The 18,483-nt window shown below is 68.4% G+C and carries 22 protein-coding genes; 16 read left to right on the forward strand and 6 right to left on the reverse strand.

The window, feature by feature from the left end:
* Positions 1–18: 18 nt before the first annotated feature.
* Positions 19–288 carry a helix-turn-helix domain-containing protein gene (locus tag E2F48_RS03200; RefSeq protein WP_133402525.1) on the reverse strand — a complete coding sequence of 90 codons (270 nt, stop codon included), beginning with the start codon at positions 286–288 and terminating at the stop codon, positions 19–21.
* Positions 288–785, reverse strand: a complete 498-nt coding sequence (locus E2F48_RS03205) for a DUF2975 domain-containing protein (RefSeq protein ID WP_133402526.1) — start codon at positions 783–785, stop codon at positions 288–290. The genes E2F48_RS03200 and E2F48_RS03205 overlap by 1 nt, the downstream gene beginning before the upstream one ends.
* 241 nt (positions 786–1,026) lie before the next feature.
* On the opposite strand from E2F48_RS03205, the gene E2F48_RS17750 reads away from it, so the two are divergent.
* Positions 1,027–1,440: an SDR family NAD(P)-dependent oxidoreductase gene (locus E2F48_RS17750; protein WP_133402527.1), complete on the forward strand. Its 414-nt coding sequence runs from the start codon at positions 1,027–1,029 to the stop codon at positions 1,438–1,440.
* A gap of 48 nt (positions 1,441–1,488) precedes the next feature.
* On the opposite strand, the gene E2F48_RS03215 is transcribed toward E2F48_RS17750, so the two are convergent.
* The gene (locus E2F48_RS03215; RefSeq protein ID WP_133402528.1) at positions 1,489–2,379 is read right to left on the reverse strand and encodes a hypothetical protein; all 891 of its coding nucleotides are present in this window, start codon (positions 2,377–2,379) and stop codon (positions 1,489–1,491) included.
* A 275-nt stretch (positions 2,380–2,654) separates the two neighbouring features.
* Here E2F48_RS03215 and E2F48_RS03220 point away from each other — a divergent pair, with 275 nt between their 5' ends.
* The 5 genes from E2F48_RS03220 to E2F48_RS03240 all read left to right on the forward strand — a co-directional run bounded on the left by E2F48_RS03220 (position 2,655) and on the right by E2F48_RS03240 (position 8,145).
* The gene (locus tag E2F48_RS03220; protein ID WP_133402529.1) at positions 2,655–3,377 is read left to right on the forward strand and encodes an HAD family hydrolase; all 723 of its coding nucleotides are present in this window, start codon (positions 2,655–2,657) and stop codon (positions 3,375–3,377) included.
* A 42-nt stretch (positions 3,378–3,419) separates the two neighbouring features.
* Positions 3,420–5,840, forward strand: a complete 2,421-nt coding sequence (locus E2F48_RS03225) for a glycoside hydrolase family 65 protein (protein ID WP_133402530.1) — start codon at positions 3,420–3,422, stop codon at positions 5,838–5,840.
* Positions 5,841–5,981: 141 nt separating this feature from the next.
* Positions 5,982–6,569 (forward strand): TetR/AcrR family transcriptional regulator, encoded by a 588-nt coding sequence (locus tag E2F48_RS03230; RefSeq protein ID WP_165968672.1) that lies wholly within the window; start codon positions 5,982–5,984, stop codon positions 6,567–6,569.
* 141 nt (positions 6,570–6,710) lie between these two features.
* Complete coding sequence (locus E2F48_RS03235; RefSeq protein ID WP_133402531.1) at positions 6,711–7,580, forward strand: SRPBCC family protein; 870 nt, start codon at positions 6,711–6,713, stop codon at positions 7,578–7,580.
* A gap of 133 nt (positions 7,581–7,713) precedes the next feature.
* Positions 7,714–8,145, forward strand: coding sequence for a DUF1801 domain-containing protein (locus E2F48_RS03240; protein ID WP_133402532.1), 432 nt, complete (start codon positions 7,714–7,716; stop codon positions 8,143–8,145).
* A 37-nt stretch (positions 8,146–8,182) separates the two neighbouring features.
* On the opposite strand, the gene E2F48_RS03245 is transcribed toward E2F48_RS03240, so the two are convergent.
* Entirely contained in the window at positions 8,183–8,833 is a 651-nt protein-coding gene (locus tag E2F48_RS03245; RefSeq protein WP_133402533.1) for an SGNH/GDSL hydrolase family protein, read from the reverse strand.
* Positions 8,834–9,075: 242 nt separating this feature from the next.
* On the opposite strand from E2F48_RS03245, the gene E2F48_RS03250 reads away from it, so the two are divergent.
* The 5 genes from E2F48_RS03250 to E2F48_RS03270 all read left to right on the forward strand — a co-directional run bounded on the left by E2F48_RS03250 (position 9,076) and on the right by E2F48_RS03270 (position 11,654).
* Positions 9,076–9,291: a hypothetical protein gene (locus E2F48_RS03250; protein ID WP_133402534.1), complete on the forward strand. Its 216-nt coding sequence runs from the start codon at positions 9,076–9,078 to the stop codon at positions 9,289–9,291.
* Between the two features lie 55 nt (positions 9,292–9,346).
* Entirely contained in the window at positions 9,347–9,742 is a 396-nt protein-coding gene (locus tag E2F48_RS03255; RefSeq protein ID WP_133402535.1) for a VOC family protein, read from the forward strand.
* Positions 9,743–9,871: 129 nt separating this feature from the next.
* The gene (locus E2F48_RS03260) at positions 9,872–10,498 is read left to right on the forward strand and encodes an ArsR/SmtB family transcription factor (protein WP_133402536.1); all 627 of its coding nucleotides are present in this window, start codon (positions 9,872–9,874) and stop codon (positions 10,496–10,498) included.
* Positions 10,488–11,186 (forward strand): SRPBCC family protein, encoded by a 699-nt coding sequence (locus tag E2F48_RS03265; RefSeq protein ID WP_133402537.1) that lies wholly within the window; start codon positions 10,488–10,490, stop codon positions 11,184–11,186. The genes E2F48_RS03260 and E2F48_RS03265 overlap by 11 nt, the downstream gene beginning before the upstream one ends.
* 72 nt (positions 11,187–11,258) lie before the next feature.
* Positions 11,259–11,654, forward strand: a complete 396-nt coding sequence (locus E2F48_RS03270; protein WP_133402538.1) for a DUF1801 domain-containing protein — start codon at positions 11,259–11,261, stop codon at positions 11,652–11,654.
* Here E2F48_RS03270 and E2F48_RS03275 read toward each other — a convergent pair.
* The gene (locus E2F48_RS03275; RefSeq protein WP_133402539.1) at positions 11,638–12,444 is read right to left on the reverse strand and encodes a trans-aconitate 2-methyltransferase; all 807 of its coding nucleotides are present in this window, start codon (positions 12,442–12,444) and stop codon (positions 11,638–11,640) included. The genes E2F48_RS03270 and E2F48_RS03275 overlap by 17 nt on opposite strands.
* 39 nt (positions 12,445–12,483) lie before the next feature.
* Between E2F48_RS03275 and E2F48_RS03280 the strand changes: the two genes are divergently transcribed.
* The 3 genes from E2F48_RS03280 to E2F48_RS03290 are packed head-to-tail and all read left to right on the forward strand — an operon-like array spanning position 12,484 to position 16,861.
* The gene (locus E2F48_RS03280; RefSeq protein ID WP_133402540.1) at positions 12,484–15,018 is read left to right on the forward strand and encodes a DEAD/DEAH box helicase; all 2,535 of its coding nucleotides are present in this window, start codon (positions 12,484–12,486) and stop codon (positions 15,016–15,018) included.
* 44 nt (positions 15,019–15,062) lie between these two features.
* A complete protein-coding gene (locus E2F48_RS03285; protein WP_133402541.1) occupies positions 15,063–15,548 on the forward strand; it encodes a GNAT family N-acetyltransferase in 486 nt (161 codons plus the stop codon).
* 44 nt (positions 15,549–15,592) lie between these two features.
* The gene (locus E2F48_RS03290) at positions 15,593–16,861 is read left to right on the forward strand and encodes an alpha/beta fold hydrolase (RefSeq protein ID WP_133402716.1); all 1,269 of its coding nucleotides are present in this window, start codon (positions 15,593–15,595) and stop codon (positions 16,859–16,861) included.
* Between the two features lie 80 nt (positions 16,862–16,941).
* Here the strand turns inward: E2F48_RS03290 and E2F48_RS03295 are convergent, their stop codons facing one another.
* Positions 16,942–17,481: a PaaI family thioesterase gene (locus tag E2F48_RS03295; protein ID WP_133402542.1), complete on the reverse strand. Its 540-nt coding sequence runs from the start codon at positions 17,479–17,481 to the stop codon at positions 16,942–16,944.
* Positions 17,482–17,811: 330 nt separating this feature from the next.
* Here E2F48_RS03295 and E2F48_RS03300 point away from each other — a divergent pair, with 330 nt between their 5' ends.
* Together E2F48_RS03300 and E2F48_RS03305 are read left to right on the forward strand one after the other, a co-directional pair.
* Positions 17,812–18,087: a hypothetical protein gene (locus tag E2F48_RS03300; RefSeq protein ID WP_120168307.1), complete on the forward strand. Its 276-nt coding sequence runs from the start codon at positions 17,812–17,814 to the stop codon at positions 18,085–18,087.
* A gap of 101 nt (positions 18,088–18,188) precedes the next feature.
* Positions 18,189–18,437: a DUF2630 family protein gene (locus E2F48_RS03305; RefSeq protein ID WP_133402717.1), complete on the forward strand. Its 249-nt coding sequence runs from the start codon at positions 18,189–18,191 to the stop codon at positions 18,435–18,437.
* Positions 18,438–18,483: the final 46 nt, after the last annotated feature.

Consider the following 18,483-nt stretch of genomic DNA (forward strand, 5'->3'; position numbering starts at 1 on the left):
CCCGTGCCCCGGCCCTGGTCACTGGCCTTTTATCGGCTTCGGGGCGGCATCGAGGGGCTCGGAGGCGCCTGGTGCTCCGGGGTCGTCGTCGACCCACTCCAGCAGGTCACCAGGCTGGCATCCGAGCACCCTGCACATGGCCTCGAGGGTGGTGAACCGGACCGCTTTGGCCCGGCCGTTCTTCAGCACCGCCACATTCGCCGGCGTCAGGCCGATCCTCTCGGCAAACTCGCCCACGCTCATTTTCCGCTTCGCCAGTTCGACATCGATCCGCACCACAATAGCCATCAAATCACCTCGTCAAGCTCGGTGCGGAGCTTCCGCGCCTCGGCATCCCGGTCCACAGCCTGGGCAAGCAGTGCCCTCAGTACCAGGACGATCAGGGCGACGGCGGCGATCATGACCGCCACTCCTCCGATCAGCAGAACCACGCCGGGGGCGACGGCTTCCCCGGGAGCGAGGGCAACACCCAGCCCGAAGGTCAGCAGGGAGGCCACCGCAAAGGCGCCGATGACGATGTCGACGAGCCGGAAGGCGCTCGAGGAGAACACGGTTCCCCGTCGAACCATCGTCAGCAGCCCCCACACACAGACCACCGCCGCCTGAAGTGCGAGGATGGTCAGCACCGTGAGGACGACGAGCGGAGTGCGGATCGCTGCCACGTCGGGATCGGCTTCGCGCAGGTCCACCCCGAGCAGCGGAACCATCACAATCTGCACGAACACCGACCCCGCGAACATCATCACAAGCACGACGCGCAATGCAATGACCGTTAGATTTCCCATTTTCATCTCCCTTAGCCGTTCAACAATCTAAATATATCGATATTCAATAGAAAACGCAACCAACGCAGTAGATACGTTTTTTCTGCGCGTCGCCTCCCGAAGGGCCGCGCGGCTCAGCGGACCAGGTTCGGCACTGGAGGAGGTCCGGCGGGACGGGCGCCCGCCACGGCAGTCACCGGGGCCTGCCGCGTGCCACCCTAGGAGGCGAACGGATGTTCACCGAGCGGAGAGGCGGAACCGCATGGCACGGAACCATGAAGGAACAACGGCGCACATCACGGGAGCCAGCTCCGGGCTCGGTGAGGAGTTCGCCCGGCAGCTGGCCCTCCGTGGAGCGGACCTCATCCTCGTGGCCCGCCGCGCCGACCGGCTAGAGGCCCTGGCGGAGGATCTGCGCGGGGTGACGGGAGTGCTCGCCCTGTCACCAGGGGCCACGCGCACCGAGTTCTTCGACGTCGCCGGCGAGGACACGCAGGTGGGATCGATGCAGGCTCCCTCCGAGGTCGTTACGCTCGCGCTGAGAATTCTCGACCGGCGCAGGTCCGCACCGAGCGTCATCTCCGGAAAAGTGGACCGGCTGACCGCCTCCGCTCCGCGGCTCCTTCCGCGCCGGGCCGTTGCGCGCCTGGCCGGGGCGGTCACCGGACGGAGGTAGGGCCCGGTTCCCCGGGCGGGATCCGCACCGGGCGCTGACAGGCCCGGGTCAGGTCTGCGGTGGAGCGTGCCGCCGGTTGATTCGGTCCCCCTCGGAGGTCAGATCGGAACCGGGATCCACACCGAGGGCCTCGAGGACGGAGTCGGCCAGCACCGCGTCGATGAAGGCTCGCGTCCCGCCGACGATCGTGGAATCGAAGTCGATCTCCGAACTGACGAACCAGGCCCGGTCACCGGGCCAGATGAGCTGGGGCATCGGACCGGGGATGCCGCCGGACCAGCCGATGCCTGACCGCAGCGGCCAGGCGGGATCGGTCAGCTCGTCGGCGGTGGCGTCGAGCAGGATGTAGCGCCGGCCGGGCAGCTCAAGGTACGGGCCTCCGGCCAGGGCAAGGGCGACCGCGGGGTCAACCGCCGCGGCGTGGGCGGATTCGACCTCGTCGCGGTCCGCCCTTCGTTCCCGGTCCGAAGCGCCTGCCCGGGTGAAAGCCACCAGATCCACACCGGCCACGTCCCAGCCGGACCACAGCCCGAGGGTGAGCGGCCCCGCTGGCGTGGCCGCCCCGCGCGCCACTGTCATCAGCACGGCCAGGAGCTCCGGTTCCAGGTACCCGAGGGCGGGCGCGTCGAGGTCCCAGCCTCCGGGGAGTCGAACGGTGTCGTCCGTGCCGCCTGCAATGCCGGCCCACTGCACCTCCGGGTGCATCACCGCCCCCGTGTACGCGGCAACTCGCGCCCAGGACCATCGGGCGGGCCCGGCAGGAAGCCCCGCACGGGAGCTGGTGGAGGCCGGTCGCCCGTAATGGGTGGCCCGGGGCGGGTGGAGGATCCGCGCATACGCCTCGAAACCGGCGGGCACCACACTGCCGACCGAGCCCGCCCGTCCTGTCAGCCGGGGGCCGATCCAGCCCCCGCGCCCTGTCTCCCCCGACCACTGCATAGGGAGATCGTGCCATACGGATGACTTCCCGCCCCGGACGCGGAGGGGTTGGCTCCACTTCAAATACGTAACACGTCTATCGAAGTAGAACGACCTGTCTGTATAGTGGACACCAGAACGCAGCTCAGAATTTCCCTGCCGTTTACTGAGGGTCTCACTGCTGAAGGATTTTCCATGGATGCCACCGGCTTCCACACAGCACCGCAGCTTCCAGTGCGCCACGGGCCCGGACCGCTCCCCCGCAGTGCACCAGCCCGGACGGGCACGGCACGGCCATGAAGGCCCTCTATTCCTGGGCAGACGCATCGGCGGTGCTGTTCGACCTCGATGGAGTCCTCACCCCCACCGCCGAGGTGCACGAGACCGCCTGGCGTGAGCTGTTCGAAGGCTATCTGGCCCGCTGGCCGGATCGCCGGCCCTACAGCGGCAGCGACTACTTCGACCACATCGACGGGAAGCCCCGTTTCGACGGGGTGCGCGACTTCCTCGCCTCCCGCAGGATCGTTCTGCCCGAGGGCGCCGCCGACGACGACCCGGCAATGAACACCGTCTCCGGGCTGGGCAACCGCAAGAACAGGCTCTTCAACGACATCGTCGCCTCCCGCGGGGTGCGCCCCTTCACCGGGTCGGTGCGCTTTGTTCAAGCAGCCCAGCAGCGCGGCCTTCAGCTCGCGGTGGTCTCCTCCTCACGGAACGCCGCCGCAGTGCTCCGGGCTGCCGGACTTGAGATGTATTTCCCGGTCGTCGTTGACGGGACGGTCGCGGCCGGGGCGGGGCTCCCGGGCAAGCCCGATCCTGCGACCTATGAATTCGCCGCCGCCCTTCTGGGGCTGCCCACGGCGTCCTGCGTTGTGGTCGAGGACGCCGTCTCCGGCGTCCGCGCCGGCAGCGCAGGCCGCTTCCATTCGGTGATCGGCGTCGAACGCGGAGCCGGCAGGCAAAACCTGCTCGACGCCGGCGCCACCCTGGTGGTTGATGACCTTGACCAACTCCTCTAGCACCGCGCTCCCCCGCCCACCGATACCGAAGGACTGTCGATCATGGCACTGATTAACGCCGACCGCGACCGTTTTCCCTGCCACCCTTGGCAGCTGGTGGAGACCTCCTCCCGGGCGGGCGACACCGGCGCGCTCGAGACAATCTTTTCGATCGGCAACGGCTTCCTGGGTGTGCGTGGAGCCCACTGGTCCGCGGCGGACTCGGAGCTGCCCGGCAGCTTCATCAACGGTTTCCATGAGACCTGGGACATCCAGCACGCGGAGAACGCCTTCGGTTTCGCCCGCACCGGGCAGCGCATCCTGTACGTGCCTGACGCCAACAACTTCACGGTCGTCATCGACGGCGAAACGCTCACGCTCGCCGGCTCCGCGGTCGAGGACTACCGGCGCACCATCGACTTCACCACAGGCCTCTACGAGAGCCGGGTGACCTGGGCCTGCCGGTCCGGGGCCACGGTCACCACCGTGGAGCGCCGGGCTGTGGGACAGCAGACGCGCGGCGGCCTGGCCATCACCCTCGAACTGACGACCGACCGGCAGGTCTCGGCGGACATCACCTCCTCCATCGTGAACCGGCAGGACCAGCCGGCCGAGGACCATTCAAGCCACGATCCGCGCCGGTCCGGCCGGCACGCCGAACGGGTGCTGCTGCCGTTGCGGCTGGAGGGCAGCAACGGCTCCCTCCGGCTCGCCTGGGAGACATCCGAGTCCAAGCAGAAAATCGGCGTCGCCGTGGACCACCGGATCTCCGGGCCCCAGCAGCCGTTCACCACCCAGGCCGACCAGGACGAAAGCGCCGTCCGGTACGTGTTGGCGGTCGACGAAGGCGCTCCCCTCCTGCTTGAGAAAAGCGTCGCTTACGCCTTCACCGCCGCCGGTGACGGTTCCGACATCGAGGAGGCGGCGGAAGCGGCCCTGAAAAGCACGGCGGCGATCTTCGCCGAGAGCGAGGCCCACTACCGGCGCTACTGGTCCACGGCCGATATCCGCATCGGTGGGCAGGAGGAACTCCAGCAGGCCGTGCGGTGGAATCTGTTCCAGCTGGAGCAGGCCACGGCGCAGGCGGGAGTCGCCGGAATCCCGGCCAAGGGCGTGAGCGGGTCGGGTTATCAGGGCCACTATTTCTGGGACCAGGAGATCTACCTACTTCCCTTCCTCACCTATTCGAACCCCCGCGGCGCGCGGCAGGTGCTCGAGTTCCGCCACGCTCTCCTTCCCGAAGCCCGGATGCGCGCCGATGAACTGAACGTCGACGGCGCCCTGTTCCCCTGGCGCACCATCAACGGGCTGGAGGCCAGCGCCTACTACGCCTCCGGCACGGCCCAGTTCCACATCGGTGCGGCAATCGCCTTTGCCGCCAACCGGTACAGCTGGGCGAGCGGCGATACCGCCTTTCGACAGTCCGAGGGGGCCGACCTGATTATCGAGACGGCGCGGATGTGGATGTCCCTCGGATTCTTCGGCAAGCGCGGAGCCTTCCACATCCACGGCGTCACCGGTCCCGACGAGTACACGGCGGTGGTGAACGACAACCTGTACACGAACGTCATGGCTCGATTCAACCTCCGCGCCGCCGCTGACCTTCAACACCCAGGCGTTGACGAAGGCGAACGGGAGTTGTGGCTGCACGCCGCCGCGCGCATGCAGATGCCCTACGACGACACCCTCGAGGTGTACTCCCAGGACGCCGACTTCATGACCCTCGAGCCGTGGGACTGGTCCACTCCCCGCTCGCAGTATCCGCTGCTGCTTCACTTCCACCCCCTGGTGATCTACCGCCACCAGGTGCTCAAGCAGGCGGACACGGTGCTCGCCATGTTCCTGCAGTGGCAGGACTTCACCGCCGAGGAGAAGCAGCGCGCGTTCGACTTCTACGATCCCATCACGACCGGGGACTCGACGCTGTCGGCCTGCGTCCAGGGCATTATGGCCGCGGAGGTCGGCTACGGCGACGTCGCACTGGCCCACTTCACCGATGCCGCCTTCATCGACCTTGACGACTCCCATGCGAACACCATCGACGGCGTCCACATCGCTGCCGCCGGTGGCGTGTGGCTGTCACTGGTCAACGGTTTCGCCGGTTTCCGCGATCAGGGTCCGGTACCCTACTTCGACCCGCGGCTGCCCGCGGCGTGGACCTCCCTGCAATTCCATCTGAAGCTCCGCGGCGGCACGCTGCGGGTCGCGCTGGTCCGGGGATCGATCACCCTGAGCTTCGACGGCGACGGCCCCCTCGACGTCCAGGTGCGGGACGAACTGGTCTCCGTGGGCGCGCGGGAGGTGACGGTGATGCTGCCGGCCCGGGAGGCGCCGGTGCCCTCGGTGTTCCGCAGCAGCTTCCCGACTGCGGGCATGCCCATCGTGCAGGCGCGCCCCGCCGGCCAGGAGGTACCGTCAACCGGCCAGGAGGTACCGTCAACCGACCAGCAGGTACCGTCAACCGACCAGCAGGCTGCCCGCTGACGCAGAAATCAGAGGCTCCCGGACGCTTCGGCACGTACAATCGCAGATAGGAGCAAAGGCGGCCCATCGGGGCCGCGGACCGGATCGTCCGTAGAGCCCCAACCGCCGCCGCAGCCCCTCCTCCACGGGTTAGGAAATGCCATGGCAATGCAGGTGGAGCTCGAGGAGCCCCGCGAACGAATCCTCTCTGCTGCGTACCGGCTCTTCATGAAGCGCGGCATCCGGGATGTGGGCGTCAATGAGCTGATCCGCGAGGCGGGCATCGCCAAGGCGACCTTCTACTACCACTTCCCGTCGAAGGACGACCTGGTCCTCGCCTTCCTCGCCCGCCGGGAGGAGCTTTTCACCGACGGCTACCTCGTCGCCGAATCAACGCGGCGGGGGACCACCCCCGAGGAGCGGCTGCTCGCCATCTTCGACGTCCTCGACGAGTGGTTCCACCGGCCGGACTATGAGTCCTGTTCCTACATCAAGGTCCTGTTCGAGCTGGGATACAGCCACCCGCTGGGCCGCGCCAGCGCCGAATACCTTGCGAAGATGCGGGTGGGTGTCCAGACCCTCGCCGGGGAGGCCGGCCTGACCGACCCCGAGGGCTTCGCCCATGCCTGGGTGTTGCTGATGAAGGGCGCCGTCGTGGCGGCCGCCGAGTCCGACCTTCGCGCCGCCCAGCGGGCCATGCCGCTGGCGCGGTGGCTGATCGACCAGCACCAGTTGGCCGTCCGGGTCTGAGCGGAAACGCCCCTCCGGCGCCCCGGTAGGCGCCGTGGCGGAGCACCATGCCCTAGCAACGGCTCCCGGGCGAATGTATAGTAAGCATACTGACGAATCGTCACCGATTCGTCACCGCCCGTTCCGATCGAAGGAGACACTATGAGCACGAAGGTCGAAAAGCGCATCCTGGTAAACGTGCCGGTGAGCACCGCCTACAACCAGTGGACCCAGTTTGAGGACTTCCCCCAGTTCATGGGCGGCATCAAGAGTGTGACGCAGCTGAGCGACGACCGACTCGAATGGGTGGCCGAGATCGGCGGAATCCGGCGCCAGTGGGAGGCAAGGATTCTGGAGCAGGTGCCGGACCGCAAGGTCTCGTGGGCGGCCACCGAGGGAGCCACCAACGCCGGTTCAGTCACCTTCGAGGACGTCGGAGGTGGCCAGACCTCCGTCACCCTGTTCCTTGAGTACGAACCCGAAGGAATCGTGGAAAAGGTCGGCGACAAGCTGAACGTCGTCGAGAAGCAGGCAGAAGGCGACCTTGAGCGGTTCAAGGCCTTCATCGAGTCCGAAGGGTATGCAAGCGGCGCCTGGCGCGGATCCGTCAATGAAGGCGGCGCCGTCGGGACCCCCGGCGTTGAGCACGCGGCCGAATCCCGCGGCGACTCCGGCAAGGCAGGTGTCTCGGGCAAGGTCGTGGCCGGAGCCGTGGGTCTTGCCGCCGCCGCAGCGGTCGGTGCTGCCGCGGCCGGGCGCAGCAAGGACTCCGAAACGGAGGTGGACCAGACGGCCACCCCGGTCACGCCGGTCACTACGACTCCCGTCACCGGGAGCGTGGGCGCTCCGACCGTGGTTTCCTCTGATGAGGTCGCCGACCGGGACGTGTCCACGCCCTTCGACCAGACCAACGGCCTGGCCGATGTGGACGGCGACTCCGACGGGACCGCGCAGAGCGACACCACAAGTGCGGCGGACCGCCTGACGGACCGCGGCGACGATCCGCTCCGTGGGGACGGTCCGGTCCGCTGACCGAGCTCCCGCCCTCCAGGGGGAGACACCATGAAGCCCGCGGCCGCCCGGCCGCGGGCTTCTTGTGTCCGCGGGCCCGCACCGCCTAGGCTGACGCCACATCGACCCCTGAGAAAGCGCGGGCGCACACGCCATGGCAGAGAACAAGACCCAGCCGACCGACATCGATCCGGCGGCCTTCGTTGAGGGCGTTCCGAACGCCTCCCGCCGGCGCGACGGACTGGCGCTGCTGGCCCTCATGCAGGAGGTGACCGGCGCCCCGCCTGTCATGTGGGGGCCCTCGATGGTGGGCTTCGGCCGGTACTCCTACCGCTATGCCTCGGGCCGCGAGGGTGACGCGCTTGCCGTCGGGTTCTCGCCACGCAGTTCGGCCCTGGTCCTCTACGGGTTGACCGACGCCCCGGAAGCGGCCGGGCTGCTGGAGCGCCTCGGGCCCCACCGCACCAGCGTGGCGTGCCTCTACGTCTCCTCGCTGGCCAAAGTGGACCTGGGCGTCCTTGAGGAACTGATCCGCATTGGATACACCCACATGACCACTACCGATTTCACCGTTCCGCCGGCCTGAGCCGACCCGGAGCGCACTGCGGCGGCCGACCGGAGCCTCAAACCACCACGGCGGACCGCGGCAGATCCGGGTTCGTCAGGAGGGACGCTACGGCGCGCGCGATCTTTGCCCCGCCCTGGACCGACGGCTCGATCGGGTTGGCGTAATCGGCGTCCTCGTCGCAGATCAGGCGCAGATCGATCAGGGGCACCCGGCGCGAGAAGGCCGCCCGCGTGATGCAGTCGTTGAACACTGCAAGCGCGGTGCGGATGACCGGCTGGTTGGGCTCACCCGGGGGCGTGTCATAGATCGTGCACACCGCCACGGGAAGGTCCACCGCCGTCACTGCCTCAAGCATCGCGTCGTAGGCGGCGGCGAACTGCCGCTGGGCAGCGCTCAGCCGCACCAGCGCGGCGGCAACGGTGGCCACCTTCTCGTCGAGTAGGTAGGCGGACTGAAGCGCGTCGTTGCCTCCAACGCTGACCACCAAATGCGTGGCGTCGGACGGCAGGGACCGGAGCTGGCGCTTGACGCCGGCGATCACCTCCCCGTCGACCGCCAGCAGGGAAGCCCGCCAGTCCGGCGGGAGGGCACCGCGGAGCTGCCGCACCACATCCGGGCCGCCCGGGACATAGGCGGCGTTGTCGAAGATCGAGTCACCGAGCAGTACGGCATGACCCGCCGAACCATGCGTATTCCTTGCCGGCATGCCGCCAATCTATCAAGAAGGCCCGGCCGCGGTGGCGCGAATCGGGCGGCGGCCGGGTGGCGCACCAACGCCTGACCCTGCGGCTGAAATCCCTGCGGCCGTCACCCGGGCGGGCGCCATCCGGCCGGGTCCCCGGGAGCCAGAGGACCCGGGAATTTTGTGTATGGGCAAATAGTTAGGACACTAAGTAAACCAGGACGCCGCGGTTCCGCCGCGGGATGGCTGATTGGAAGGATTCGAGGATGGCGCGCAGAGACGGTTTTGCTGTTCGGTTCATGGGAATCACGGGAAAGCTGCGGATGTTCTTCGGGCCGGCGCAGCAGGGCTCGGTGGCCGGGCCCGTTGTGTACCGCGACGACGCCGCCCAGCAGCAGCGCCAGCGTCAGCTCCAGCAGTGGGAAGTGGTGCGCAACCTCGACGGGTCCACCTACCTGGTGAACCGCTCCCCCGAAGACTGAGGCAGCTCTGCCGCTTCCCCTTGCTGCGCCGCTCAAAGCGGCATAGGTTCCCCCCATGGAACGAGTGAGTGGTATCGGTGGATTCTTTTTCGCTTCGTCCGATCCTTCGGGGTTGGGACAGTGGTACGAGGAGCACCTTGGGGTCACCCCGCCGCCGCAAAGCTACGACACACCGCCGTGGTGGCAGGAGCAGGGGCCGACCGTGTTTGCCGGCATGGCTCACAATTCTCCTCCACTGGCCCCAGGCCGGGTCTGGGCCGTGAACTTCCGGGTGCGGAACCTCGATGCCATGGTCGCCCAGCTCGAGGCGGCCGGCATCCACGTTGAGCGCGACCCCGAGGAATACCCCAATGGAACCTTCGCGGGTCTTCATGACCCCGAGGGGAACTCAATACAACTCTGGCAGCCAGCGGGAGCCGATCTTGGCCGCCCGGTGGCCGGCGAGGGGTAAGCCGGCAGTCTGCTGGCCCGGCCGGCGCAGGGAGTCATCTCGAGTGCACGGACACGTCGACCCTCGGGGAAACAGACCGACAAGAATTTTCTCCTTGACGATTTATTTTGTCGGTGGGAGACTGGTCCCATGATCTCGATCCAGGCCATCGACGACCGGAGCGCTGCCGTCGCCTCGCTCGACCCGATCAAGTCGCGGCTGCTTGAGGAACTTGCCGAACCCGGCTCGGCGTCCTCCCTGGCCGCGAAGGTGCGGCTTCCTCGACAGAAAATCAATTACCACCTGCGAGCGCTCGAAGCCGTCGGGCTCGTCTCCCTCGTCGAGGAGCGCCGGCGCGGCAACATGACCGAGCGCCTGGTACAGGCGACGGCCGCCTCCTACGTGATCTCCCCGTCGGTGCTCGACCCGGTGGCGCCGGACCCCGCCCGGTTCTCCGACCGGTTCTCGGCCTTCTGGCTCCTCGCCCTCGCCTCGCGCATGGTCGGTGAGCTGGGTCAGCTCATTGCCGGTGCCGCAAAGGCGGACCGACAGCTTCCCACGTTCGGCATCGACGGCGATCTTTCCTTTCGCTCCGCCGCCGACCGGACCGCCTTCGTCGAAGAACTCGGCACCGCTGTGGCCCGCCTCGTGGATACCTACAGCTCCCCCGCAGACACCCCCGGAGGGCGCCGCCACCGGCTGATCGTTGCCCTCCACCCCACCCCGAAAGAAAGCACATCCCACCCCACTTCAAAGGAGAAGCACAGTGAGCACTGACCGGTCCTTCGAGATCACTGTCGACACCACGCTGGGCGCCCCGCCGGAACGGGTCTGGAAGGCCGTGACGGAGGCCGAGTCGGCGTGGATGTTCCCCACTGACGACTGGGAGGCGGGGCGGATCATCAACGAGTTTCCGCGGCACCACATCAGCCGCATGGAGGGCCCGGACGGCTGGTTCAACCAGCTCGAACACGTCCTGACTCCCCTCGGCGAGGACGGCTGCCGGCTGCATTACGTGCACAGCGGGATCTTCGTTGACAACTGGGATGAGCAGTACGACGGCGCCTCCGCCCACACCGCCTTCTACCTCCACACCCTCGACCAGTACCTGCGCTACTTCGACGGGCTCGAGGTCGCGTTCACTGACATCCAGGCACCCGCGGCGTCGCAGGCCCCGGAGGGCTTCACCCGGCTCCTCGACGCCCTCGGGCTCGACGGCACGGCCAAGGGCGACCGGCCCGTGGTGAACCTGCCCGGTGAGGGGCCGACGGAGGTCGAGGTCGACTACCGGAACGAACACTTCCTCGGGCTGCGCTCCACCGACACCCTGTACCGGTTCTTCGGCCGCAACGCGTGGGGGGCTACGGTCGGCCTGACGGTCCACCGCTTCACCACCGGCGGGGCCGCGCCGGCGGAAGTCCAGCCCCACGAGTGGGAGGCCTTCTTCGAGGAGGCCTACGCCTGAGCGTGCCGAACCGCCGACGGGAAACCCTGCCACCTGCTTGTCCGGCGCCCGCCCCGGTGGCAGGGTTCCCTCATGGACTCCCCCGCCGATCCACGCGTCGACGCGTATATCGCCGCACTGCCGCAGTGGCAGCAGGACATCCTCACAGAGGTCCGCGCGCTCATCCATGAGGCTGACCCGGAGGTCACCGAGACCATCAAGCGGCGGGTCCAGCCGTACTTCGTCCTGCAGGGCAATGTCTGCGCGTTCCTGGCGGCAAGGGACCACGTCAACGTCTTCCTCTACGACGGGGCGATCGTGCCCGACCCTGAGGGAATCATCACCGCCGGGCACGGCAATGCCACAGCCCGCACCGTGGCCTACCGCCAGGGTGAAACGGTCAACGCACCGGCCCTGACCGCCATGATCCGCCAAATCGTCGCCAATAACCGGGCCGGCGGCTGGCGCCGGATCAAGGACTCCCGGTAGCCGCCGCTGCGGCGGGCGGTTTCACCGCCACGGCGAAGATCCGCCGGAAAGGGAACACTGTGCCGAAGGGCTCGGCCGGGTAGGCCTGCCGCAGCAGGCGGGCGTAGCCCTCTTCGAATTCGGCTGCCTCGGCCGCGGGCAGGGCCGCCAGGACCGGGCGCAGCCCCGTGCCGCGAACCCACTCGAGCACTGGGTCTTCCCCTTGCAGCACCTGGTGGTACACCGTCTCCCAGGCATCGACCTGCAGCCCCTGGCCGGCAAGCAGGCGCAGGTACCCGCCGGGTTCGTCCACCGCGTCGGCGTGGCGAAGCACTCCGCGCAGCGCGGAGTCCCAGCGGGGCGAGGCGGCATGCCGGCGCATCAGCGCGTGCGAGGGCGCATCGAAGTTTCCCGGCACCTGGAAGGCCAGCCACGCGCCCCCGCCCATCGCGGCCGCCCACTCCCGCAGCAGCTCCCGGTGCCCGGGCACCCACTGCAGCAGCGCATTCGAGACGATGACGTCGTCCTCCGGCCCGGGCCGCCAGGTGCCCGCGTCGCCCGTGGCGAAGGTGAGGTTGACGGGCCGCTCGGCGCCGTCCCGCGCCCGGGCGATCATCTCCGGCGAGGAATCGATGCCGAGCACCTCGGCCCCCGGCCACCGGCGGGCAAGGGCCGCGGTGAGGTCCCCGGGCCCGCAGCCCAGGTCGACGACGCGCCGCGGGGCGGGGTGGCCGATGCGGGAGACCAGGTCGAAGAACGGCCGTCCGCGCTGGTCGGCGAACTCGGCGTACTTCCGGGGGTCCCATCGCATAGCTCACCCTAACCACACCACGGGTAGGCTGAAAGCACCATGAGGATCCAAGAGCATCTCCCCGCCCACCCGTCCGGCGTCCAGGCGGACGCCGTGTACGAGGCCTTCACCGCCTGGGCTGGCTCCCGCGGGCTGTCGCTGTACCCCGCGCAGGACGAGGCGGTGCTCGAGCTCGCCTCGGGAAGCAATGTCATCCTGGCCACCCCCACCGGCTCCGGGAAGTCCCTCGTGGCCATCGCCGCGCACCTGCTCTCCTTCTCCGAGGGCCGGACCAGCTACTACACCGCGCCGATCAAGGCACTCGTCTCGGAGAAGTTCTTCGCCCTCACCGAGATCTTCGGAGCCGAGAACGTCGGCATGGTCACCGGCGACTCAAGCGTCAACTCGGACGCCCCGATCATCTGCTGCACCGCCGAAATCCTGGCGAACCTCGCGCTGCGGGAGGGCGCCGCCGCGGAACTGGGAACCGTCGTCATGGACGAGTTCCACTTCTACTCCGACCCCCAGCGCGGCTGGGCCTGGCAGGTGCCGCTGCTCGAACTGCCGCAGGCCCAGTTCCTGCTCATGTCCGCCACCCTCGGCGATGTGAGCCTGTTCGAAAAGGAGCTCACCACCCGGACGGGACGGCCCACCGCCACCGTGACCTCGGTGGACCGGCCCATCCCGCTTCACTTCTACTACGTCGAAACCCCGGTGCAGGAGTCGATCGAGGAACTGCTCTCGACCAACCAGGCCCCGGTCTACGTGGTGCATTTCAGCCAGGCCGAAGCCATCGAGCGGGCGCAGAGCCTGATGAGCGTGAACGTGTGCAGCCGGGAGGAAAAGGACCGCATCGCCGAACTTATCAGCACCTTCCGGTTCTCCTCGGGGTTCGGCAAGACCCTCAACCGGTTCGTCCGCCACGGAATCGGCGTGCACCACGCGGGCATGCTCCCCAAGTACCGGCGGCTCGTGGAGCAGCTGGCCCAGGCCGGCCTGCTGAAGGTCATCTGCGGCACCGACACCCTCGGCGTCGGCATCAACGTCCCCATCCGCACGGTGCTCCTCACGGCGCTCAGCAAGTACGACGGCGTCCGGACCCGCCTGCTCAACGCCCGGGAGTTCCACCAAATCGCCGGTCGGGCCGGCCGGGCCGGCTACGACACCGCGGGCACCGTCGTGGTCCAGGCCCCGGAACACGTGGTGGAGAACACCAAGGCGATGGCCAAGGCCGTCTCCAAGTTCGGCGACGACCAGAAGAAGCTGCGCCAGGTGGTGCGGAAGAAGCCGCCCCAGGGCTTCGTGTCCTGGGGCAAGCCGACCTATGAGCGGCTCGTCGACGGCGTACCGGAGCCGCTGACCTCCTCCTTCACGGTCAGCCATTCAATGCTGCTGAACCTGCTTGAGCGCCCGGGCAACCCCTTCAAGGCGGCCCAGCGGCTGCTCGGGGAGAACCACGAGTCCCGCTCCTCGCAGCTGCGGCTGATGCGCCGGGCCATCGGGATCTACCGGGAACTGGTGGCCGCGGGCATCGTGGAGAAGCTGCCCGAGCCGGACGCCGACGGGCGCCAGGTCCGGCTGAAGGTGCACCTGCAGGCGAACTTCGCCCTGAACCAGCCGCTGTCCCCCTTCGCGCTCGCCAGCCTTGAACTGCTCGACCCCGAGGCGCCGGCCTACGCCCTCGACGTCGTCTCGGTCATCGAGGCGACGCTGGAAAAGCCCCGGCAGGTGCTCTCCGCCCAGGAGAAGAAGGCCCGGGGCGAGGCGGTCGCCGCGATGAAGGCCGACGGCATCGACTACGACGCCCGGATGGCGCGGCTTGAGGAGATCAGCTATCCGCAGCCCCTCGCCGAGCTGCTGCAGCAGGCCTTCGACGTCTACCGGGCCGCCGCCCCGTGGCTCGGGGACTTCGAGCTCGCCCCGAAGTCCGTGGTGCGGGACATGTACGAGCGGGCGATGAGTTTCGGGGAGTACGTGGCGTTCTACGCACTCACCCGCTCCGAGGGAATCCTCCTGCGCTACCTCGCCGACTGCTACAAGGCGCTGCGCCAGACGGTGCCGACGGACGCGCTGCGCGAGGACCTCAGTGACATCATCGAATGGCTGGGCGAACTCGTCCGGCAGGTCGACTCGAGCCTGCTCGACGAATGGGCGCGGTTGAGCGCCGGCGAACCGACGGGAATCGACACCGGTCCCGAGGTCGACCTGCCCGAGGAGCCGCCGTCACTGACCTCGAACGAGCGCGCCTTCCGGGTGATGGTGCGCAACGAGATGTTCCAGCGCGTCCAGCTGTTCGCGGACGAGCGCGACGAGGCGCTGGGGGCACTCGATGCCGACTCCGGCTGGACGGCGGACCGGTGGGCCGAGGCTCTGGACGGATACTTCGAGGAGTACGAGGACATCGACGACGGGCCGGAGGCGCGCGGGCCGAACCTGCTCATCATCGAGAAGCTGCCGGGTGTATGGAAGGTCAGGCAGATCTTCAAGGATCCCGCCGGAAACAATGACTGGGGCATCAACGCCGTCATCGACCTCGCCGCTTCCGACGCCGCCGGCACCCCCGTGGTGGAGGTCACCGGGGTGGGCGCGCCGTAGGGTACGGTCCCCGCGGCGGCACAGGCCCTCGATAGGCTTGGAGGATGAACACCGTCCGCGAAGCCCGTCCCGGCGACGTCCCCACCATCCTCCAGCTCATCCACGACCTGGCCATCTACGAGAAGGAACCGGATGCCGTGAAGAACACGGTCCCCCGGCTCCAGGAGGCCCTCTTCGGCGCCAGCCCCTCCGTGTACGCCCACGTCGCGGAGGCGGACGGCGAGATCCAGGGCTTCGCTCTGTGGTTCCTCAACTACTCGACGTGGGAGGGCGTGAACGGCATCTACCTCGAGGACCTGTACGTACGCCCCGATGCCCGCGGCGCCGGACACGGCAAGGCGCTGCTGCGCCGGCTCGCGCAGATCGCCACGGAACGCGGCTACGCCCGGGTGGAGTGGTCGGTGCTCGACTGGAACGAGCCCTCGATCCGTTTCTACGAGAGCCTCGGTGCCCGCCCGCAGACCGGATGGTCGACCTTCCGGCTCACCGGTGCCGCCCTCAGCGGCTTTGCCGGAACGGCGGCACAGTGAGGGCCGCGGCCGGTGACGGCTTCTCGAGCGGGCCCACCTTCGTAATGCGGGGCCTGCGCGCCACCGGCCACACCTTCACCGTCCCCCTCGACCACAGCCGGCCCGGCGGCGAGTCCATCTCGGTCTTTGCCCGGGAATACACCTCCACCGATCACGACGACGCCGCCGTCGCGGCCCTGCCCTGGCTCTTGTTCCTCCAGGGCGGCCCGGGCGGGCGCGGAAACCGCGCGACACAGCTGGCGGGCTGGATGAAGGCGGCCGCCGAGCGCTTCCGCATCCTGATGCTCGACCAACGCGGCACCGGCTTGTCCACCCCCGCCGACGGGTTGACCCTGGCCGCCCGGGGCGGCCCGGCCGAGCAGGCCGAGTACCTGACCCACTTCAGGGCCGACTCGATCGTCGCGGATGCCGAACTCGTCCGCCGGCGCCTGGTGGGAGCCCCCTGGACCATCTTCGGGCAGAGCTACGGCGGGTTCTGTGCGCTGAGCTACCTCTCCTTCGCCTCGGAGGGGGTCGAGCGGGCGCTCATCACCGGCGGCCTGCCGCCCCTTTCGGGCTCACCCGACGAGGTGTACGCCGCGACGTACGCACGGGTGGAGGAACGCAACCGGGAGTACTTCGGCTGGTACCCCGGCGACCGCGGCCTGCTGACGCGGATCGCCCGGCACCTCGAGGGGGTCGAGGAGCACCTGCCGACCGGGGAGCGGCTGACCGTCCGCCGGCTCCAGATGATCGGATCCTTCCTCGGCGGCAATACACGCGTCGACGCCCTCCACTACCTGCTCGAGGACGCGTTCGTTTCGACCCCCGGCGGGCCGAGGCTCTCACGGGTCTTCCTCGATCAGGTGGGCGCCCTCGTCTCCCGCAGCTCCAATCCGCTCTACGCCGTGATGCACGAGTCGATCTACTGCCAGGGCGGTGCCTCGGCGTGGTCGGCCGACCGGGTGCTCGGGCGGTATCCGCAGTTCCGTCCCGACGCCGCCGACCCCCTGCTCACCGGAGAAATGATCTACCCCTGGTACTTCGAGGAGGATCCGTCCCTGGCTCCCCTGCGGGAGACCGCTGAGCTGCTCGCCCGGAAGGAGGACTGGGGGCCGCTCTATGATCCCGGGGCGCTGCGGCGCAACACGGTGCCCGCCGCAGCGGCCGTCTACCGCGACGACATCTACGTTGACCGCAGCCTCTCCCTCCGGACCGCCGCGGCGGTCAAGGGCCTGCGGGTCTGGGAGACCGCCGACTTCCACCACGACGGCATTTCCGATGACGGCGAGGCGATCTTCACCCGGCTGCTGGAGATGACCGGGGAACACTAGGAGCGGGTATCCGCCCCGCCCCGCTCCGTGTCCGGGCAGGCTGGCGGTCGGCAGTCCTTCCGGCGCCGGGCTGTCGCCCGTCAACCGGTGGTGCCGGACCGCTCCGGGGCTGCCGGTCCGCCGGGACGCCCGGGGGCGGTGACGAGGAAACTGCTTGTCGCAGCGGCGAGGGCGTCACCGGCACTGTTCGTGATCTCCCCCTGAGCGAAAATCACGCGCCGACCGGCCTTCATTACCCGGGCAGTCGCTGTGACAGGAGCATCCCCCGGTGCCATCGAACGGAAGTACTTTACGTCGATCTCGATCGAGGTGTACGAGGTGCCGGCCGGCAGCGTTGTATGGGCAGCACAGCCTAGGGCGGTGTCCAGCAGGGTGCAGGCCAGGCCGCCATGGATCACCCCCAGTGGATTCAGGTGGGCCTCCTGCGGGCGGTAGGTGAACACCGCAAGCCCCGGCTGTACCTCAAGGATCTCGAACCCAAGCACGGCCGCCATCGGTGGAGCCGGGAGGGAACCCTCCATCACCCGGGTCAGGTACTCAAGGCCGCCCAGCGCGGTGAGGCTGGGCAGGGCGGTGCGGGGATCGGTCCAGGAGGTGGAAACCGTGCGGATGTCGTCCATGGTCGCCTTTCAGTGGAGTGAATAAAGCAAAGCGGAGGTGCAGCAGCCACGGCATCCCCCAGCCGGCGTCGGAGGGCCGCCCGGGCTGCTTCACTGTGAAAGTCACCGTAGGAAGGATACTTCGAACGGGCAAGGTCAGGGCCGACCTTCTGGCAGTGCCCGCATCGTTCGTCAAGGGTTTCATTGCTTTTCCCGCACGTTTACTTGGTACAGCCCCGAAGTTAGGTTGGTGCGATCGGCGGCGCCTCCGCCGAACGGACGCCGCAGCGGCCTCCGTCCCAGCCCGACACCGTGCCCGGGAAGCACCCGGGCCGCGAAGGAGCGACAGCGATGACTTCAAACGCAGAACAGCCGATGACGGACGACAGCATCCAGGTACGCCAGCTCAGCCACTACCAGTTCTCGTGGATCGCCGGGGAAGCAGGGCAGCCCGGCACCTACACCCTCCAACTTGTCCTCGATCAGGGCGCCTGGGAGGAAGTCCTGACCCTCGACCCTGACGACGCAGACAACCTGCAGGACCTGCTGTCCACCGCCAAGACCGTCTACTACGACGTGCGCCGCCGCACGCTCATGTTCGGCACCACCCGCACCGGCGAAAGCTAGGAGCGCGGCCCGGCGGACGACGTCACGCAGCCGCAGGTCCCTGTTCAACCCGGCCAGGCCTCAGTACCCTGTGAACCAGGGCTATCGAGGAGGAAACCATGTTGGACGACCAGGATATTCTCGGGCGCATCAAGGCTCTCGTGGAGGAGGAACACGACCTCCGGAGCGCAGGGGACGACAGCGCCCGCGGTGGGGCGAACGCCGCCCGGCTGCAGCGCCTTGAGCAGAACCTTGACCAGTGCTGGGATCTGCTCCGGCAGCGCCGCGCTCGGAGCGAATTCGGCGACGACCCGGACAAGGCAGCGCCGCGGCCTATTTCACAGGTTGAGGGATACCTGCCGCGGAAGTAGTTGAAGCGCCGGGATCCAAGCGACAGAGTTCGAGGCCCCCACCGCT

This window comes from Arthrobacter crusticola (genome assembly GCF_004357995.1).
Lineage (GTDB): Bacteria > Actinomycetota > Actinomycetes > Actinomycetales > Micrococcaceae > Arthrobacter_D > Arthrobacter_D crusticola.

Excerpts from the sequence above, each read along its gene's own strand:
- E2F48_RS03200 (WP_133402525.1), bottom strand. The coding sequence starts at position 288 with ATGGCTATTGTGGTGCGGATCGATGTCGAACTGGCGAAGCGGAAAATG.
- E2F48_RS03205 (WP_133402526.1), bottom strand. The coding sequence starts at position 785 with ATGGGAAATCTAACGGTCATTGCATTGCGCGTCGTGCTTGTGATGATG.
- E2F48_RS17750 (WP_133402527.1), top strand. The coding sequence starts at position 1,027 with ATGGCACGGAACCATGAAGGAACAACGGCGCACATCACGGGAGCCAGC.
- E2F48_RS03215 (WP_133402528.1), bottom strand. The coding sequence starts at position 2,379 with ATGCAGTGGTCGGGGGAGACAGGGCGCGGGGGCTGGATCGGCCCCCGG.
- E2F48_RS03220 (WP_133402529.1), top strand. The coding sequence starts at position 2,655 with ATGAAGGCCCTCTATTCCTGGGCAGACGCATCGGCGGTGCTGTTCGAC.
- E2F48_RS03225 (WP_133402530.1), top strand. The coding sequence starts at position 3,420 with ATGGCACTGATTAACGCCGACCGCGACCGTTTTCCCTGCCACCCTTGG.
- E2F48_RS03230 (WP_165968672.1), top strand. The coding sequence starts at position 5,982 with ATGGCAATGCAGGTGGAGCTCGAGGAGCCCCGCGAACGAATCCTCTCT.
- E2F48_RS03235 (WP_133402531.1), top strand. The coding sequence starts at position 6,711 with ATGAGCACGAAGGTCGAAAAGCGCATCCTGGTAAACGTGCCGGTGAGC.
- E2F48_RS03240 (WP_133402532.1), top strand. The coding sequence starts at position 7,714 with ATGGCAGAGAACAAGACCCAGCCGACCGACATCGATCCGGCGGCCTTC.
- E2F48_RS03245 (WP_133402533.1), bottom strand. The coding sequence starts at position 8,833 with ATGCCGGCAAGGAATACGCATGGTTCGGCGGGTCATGCCGTACTGCTC.
- E2F48_RS03250 (WP_133402534.1), top strand. The coding sequence starts at position 9,076 with ATGGCGCGCAGAGACGGTTTTGCTGTTCGGTTCATGGGAATCACGGGA.
- E2F48_RS03255 (WP_133402535.1), top strand. The coding sequence starts at position 9,347 with ATGGAACGAGTGAGTGGTATCGGTGGATTCTTTTTCGCTTCGTCCGAT.
- E2F48_RS03260 (WP_133402536.1), top strand. The coding sequence starts at position 9,872 with ATGATCTCGATCCAGGCCATCGACGACCGGAGCGCTGCCGTCGCCTCG.
- E2F48_RS03270 (WP_133402538.1), top strand. The coding sequence starts at position 11,259 with ATGGACTCCCCCGCCGATCCACGCGTCGACGCGTATATCGCCGCACTG.
- E2F48_RS03275 (WP_133402539.1), bottom strand. The coding sequence starts at position 12,444 with ATGCGATGGGACCCCCGGAAGTACGCCGAGTTCGCCGACCAGCGCGGA.
- E2F48_RS03280 (WP_133402540.1), top strand. The coding sequence starts at position 12,484 with ATGAGGATCCAAGAGCATCTCCCCGCCCACCCGTCCGGCGTCCAGGCG.
- E2F48_RS03285 (WP_133402541.1), top strand. The coding sequence starts at position 15,063 with ATGAACACCGTCCGCGAAGCCCGTCCCGGCGACGTCCCCACCATCCTC.
- E2F48_RS03290 (WP_133402716.1), top strand. The coding sequence starts at position 15,593 with ATGCGGGGCCTGCGCGCCACCGGCCACACCTTCACCGTCCCCCTCGAC.
- E2F48_RS03295 (WP_133402542.1), bottom strand. The coding sequence starts at position 17,481 with ATGGACGACATCCGCACGGTTTCCACCTCCTGGACCGATCCCCGCACC.
- E2F48_RS03300 (WP_120168307.1), top strand. The coding sequence starts at position 17,812 with ATGACTTCAAACGCAGAACAGCCGATGACGGACGACAGCATCCAGGTA.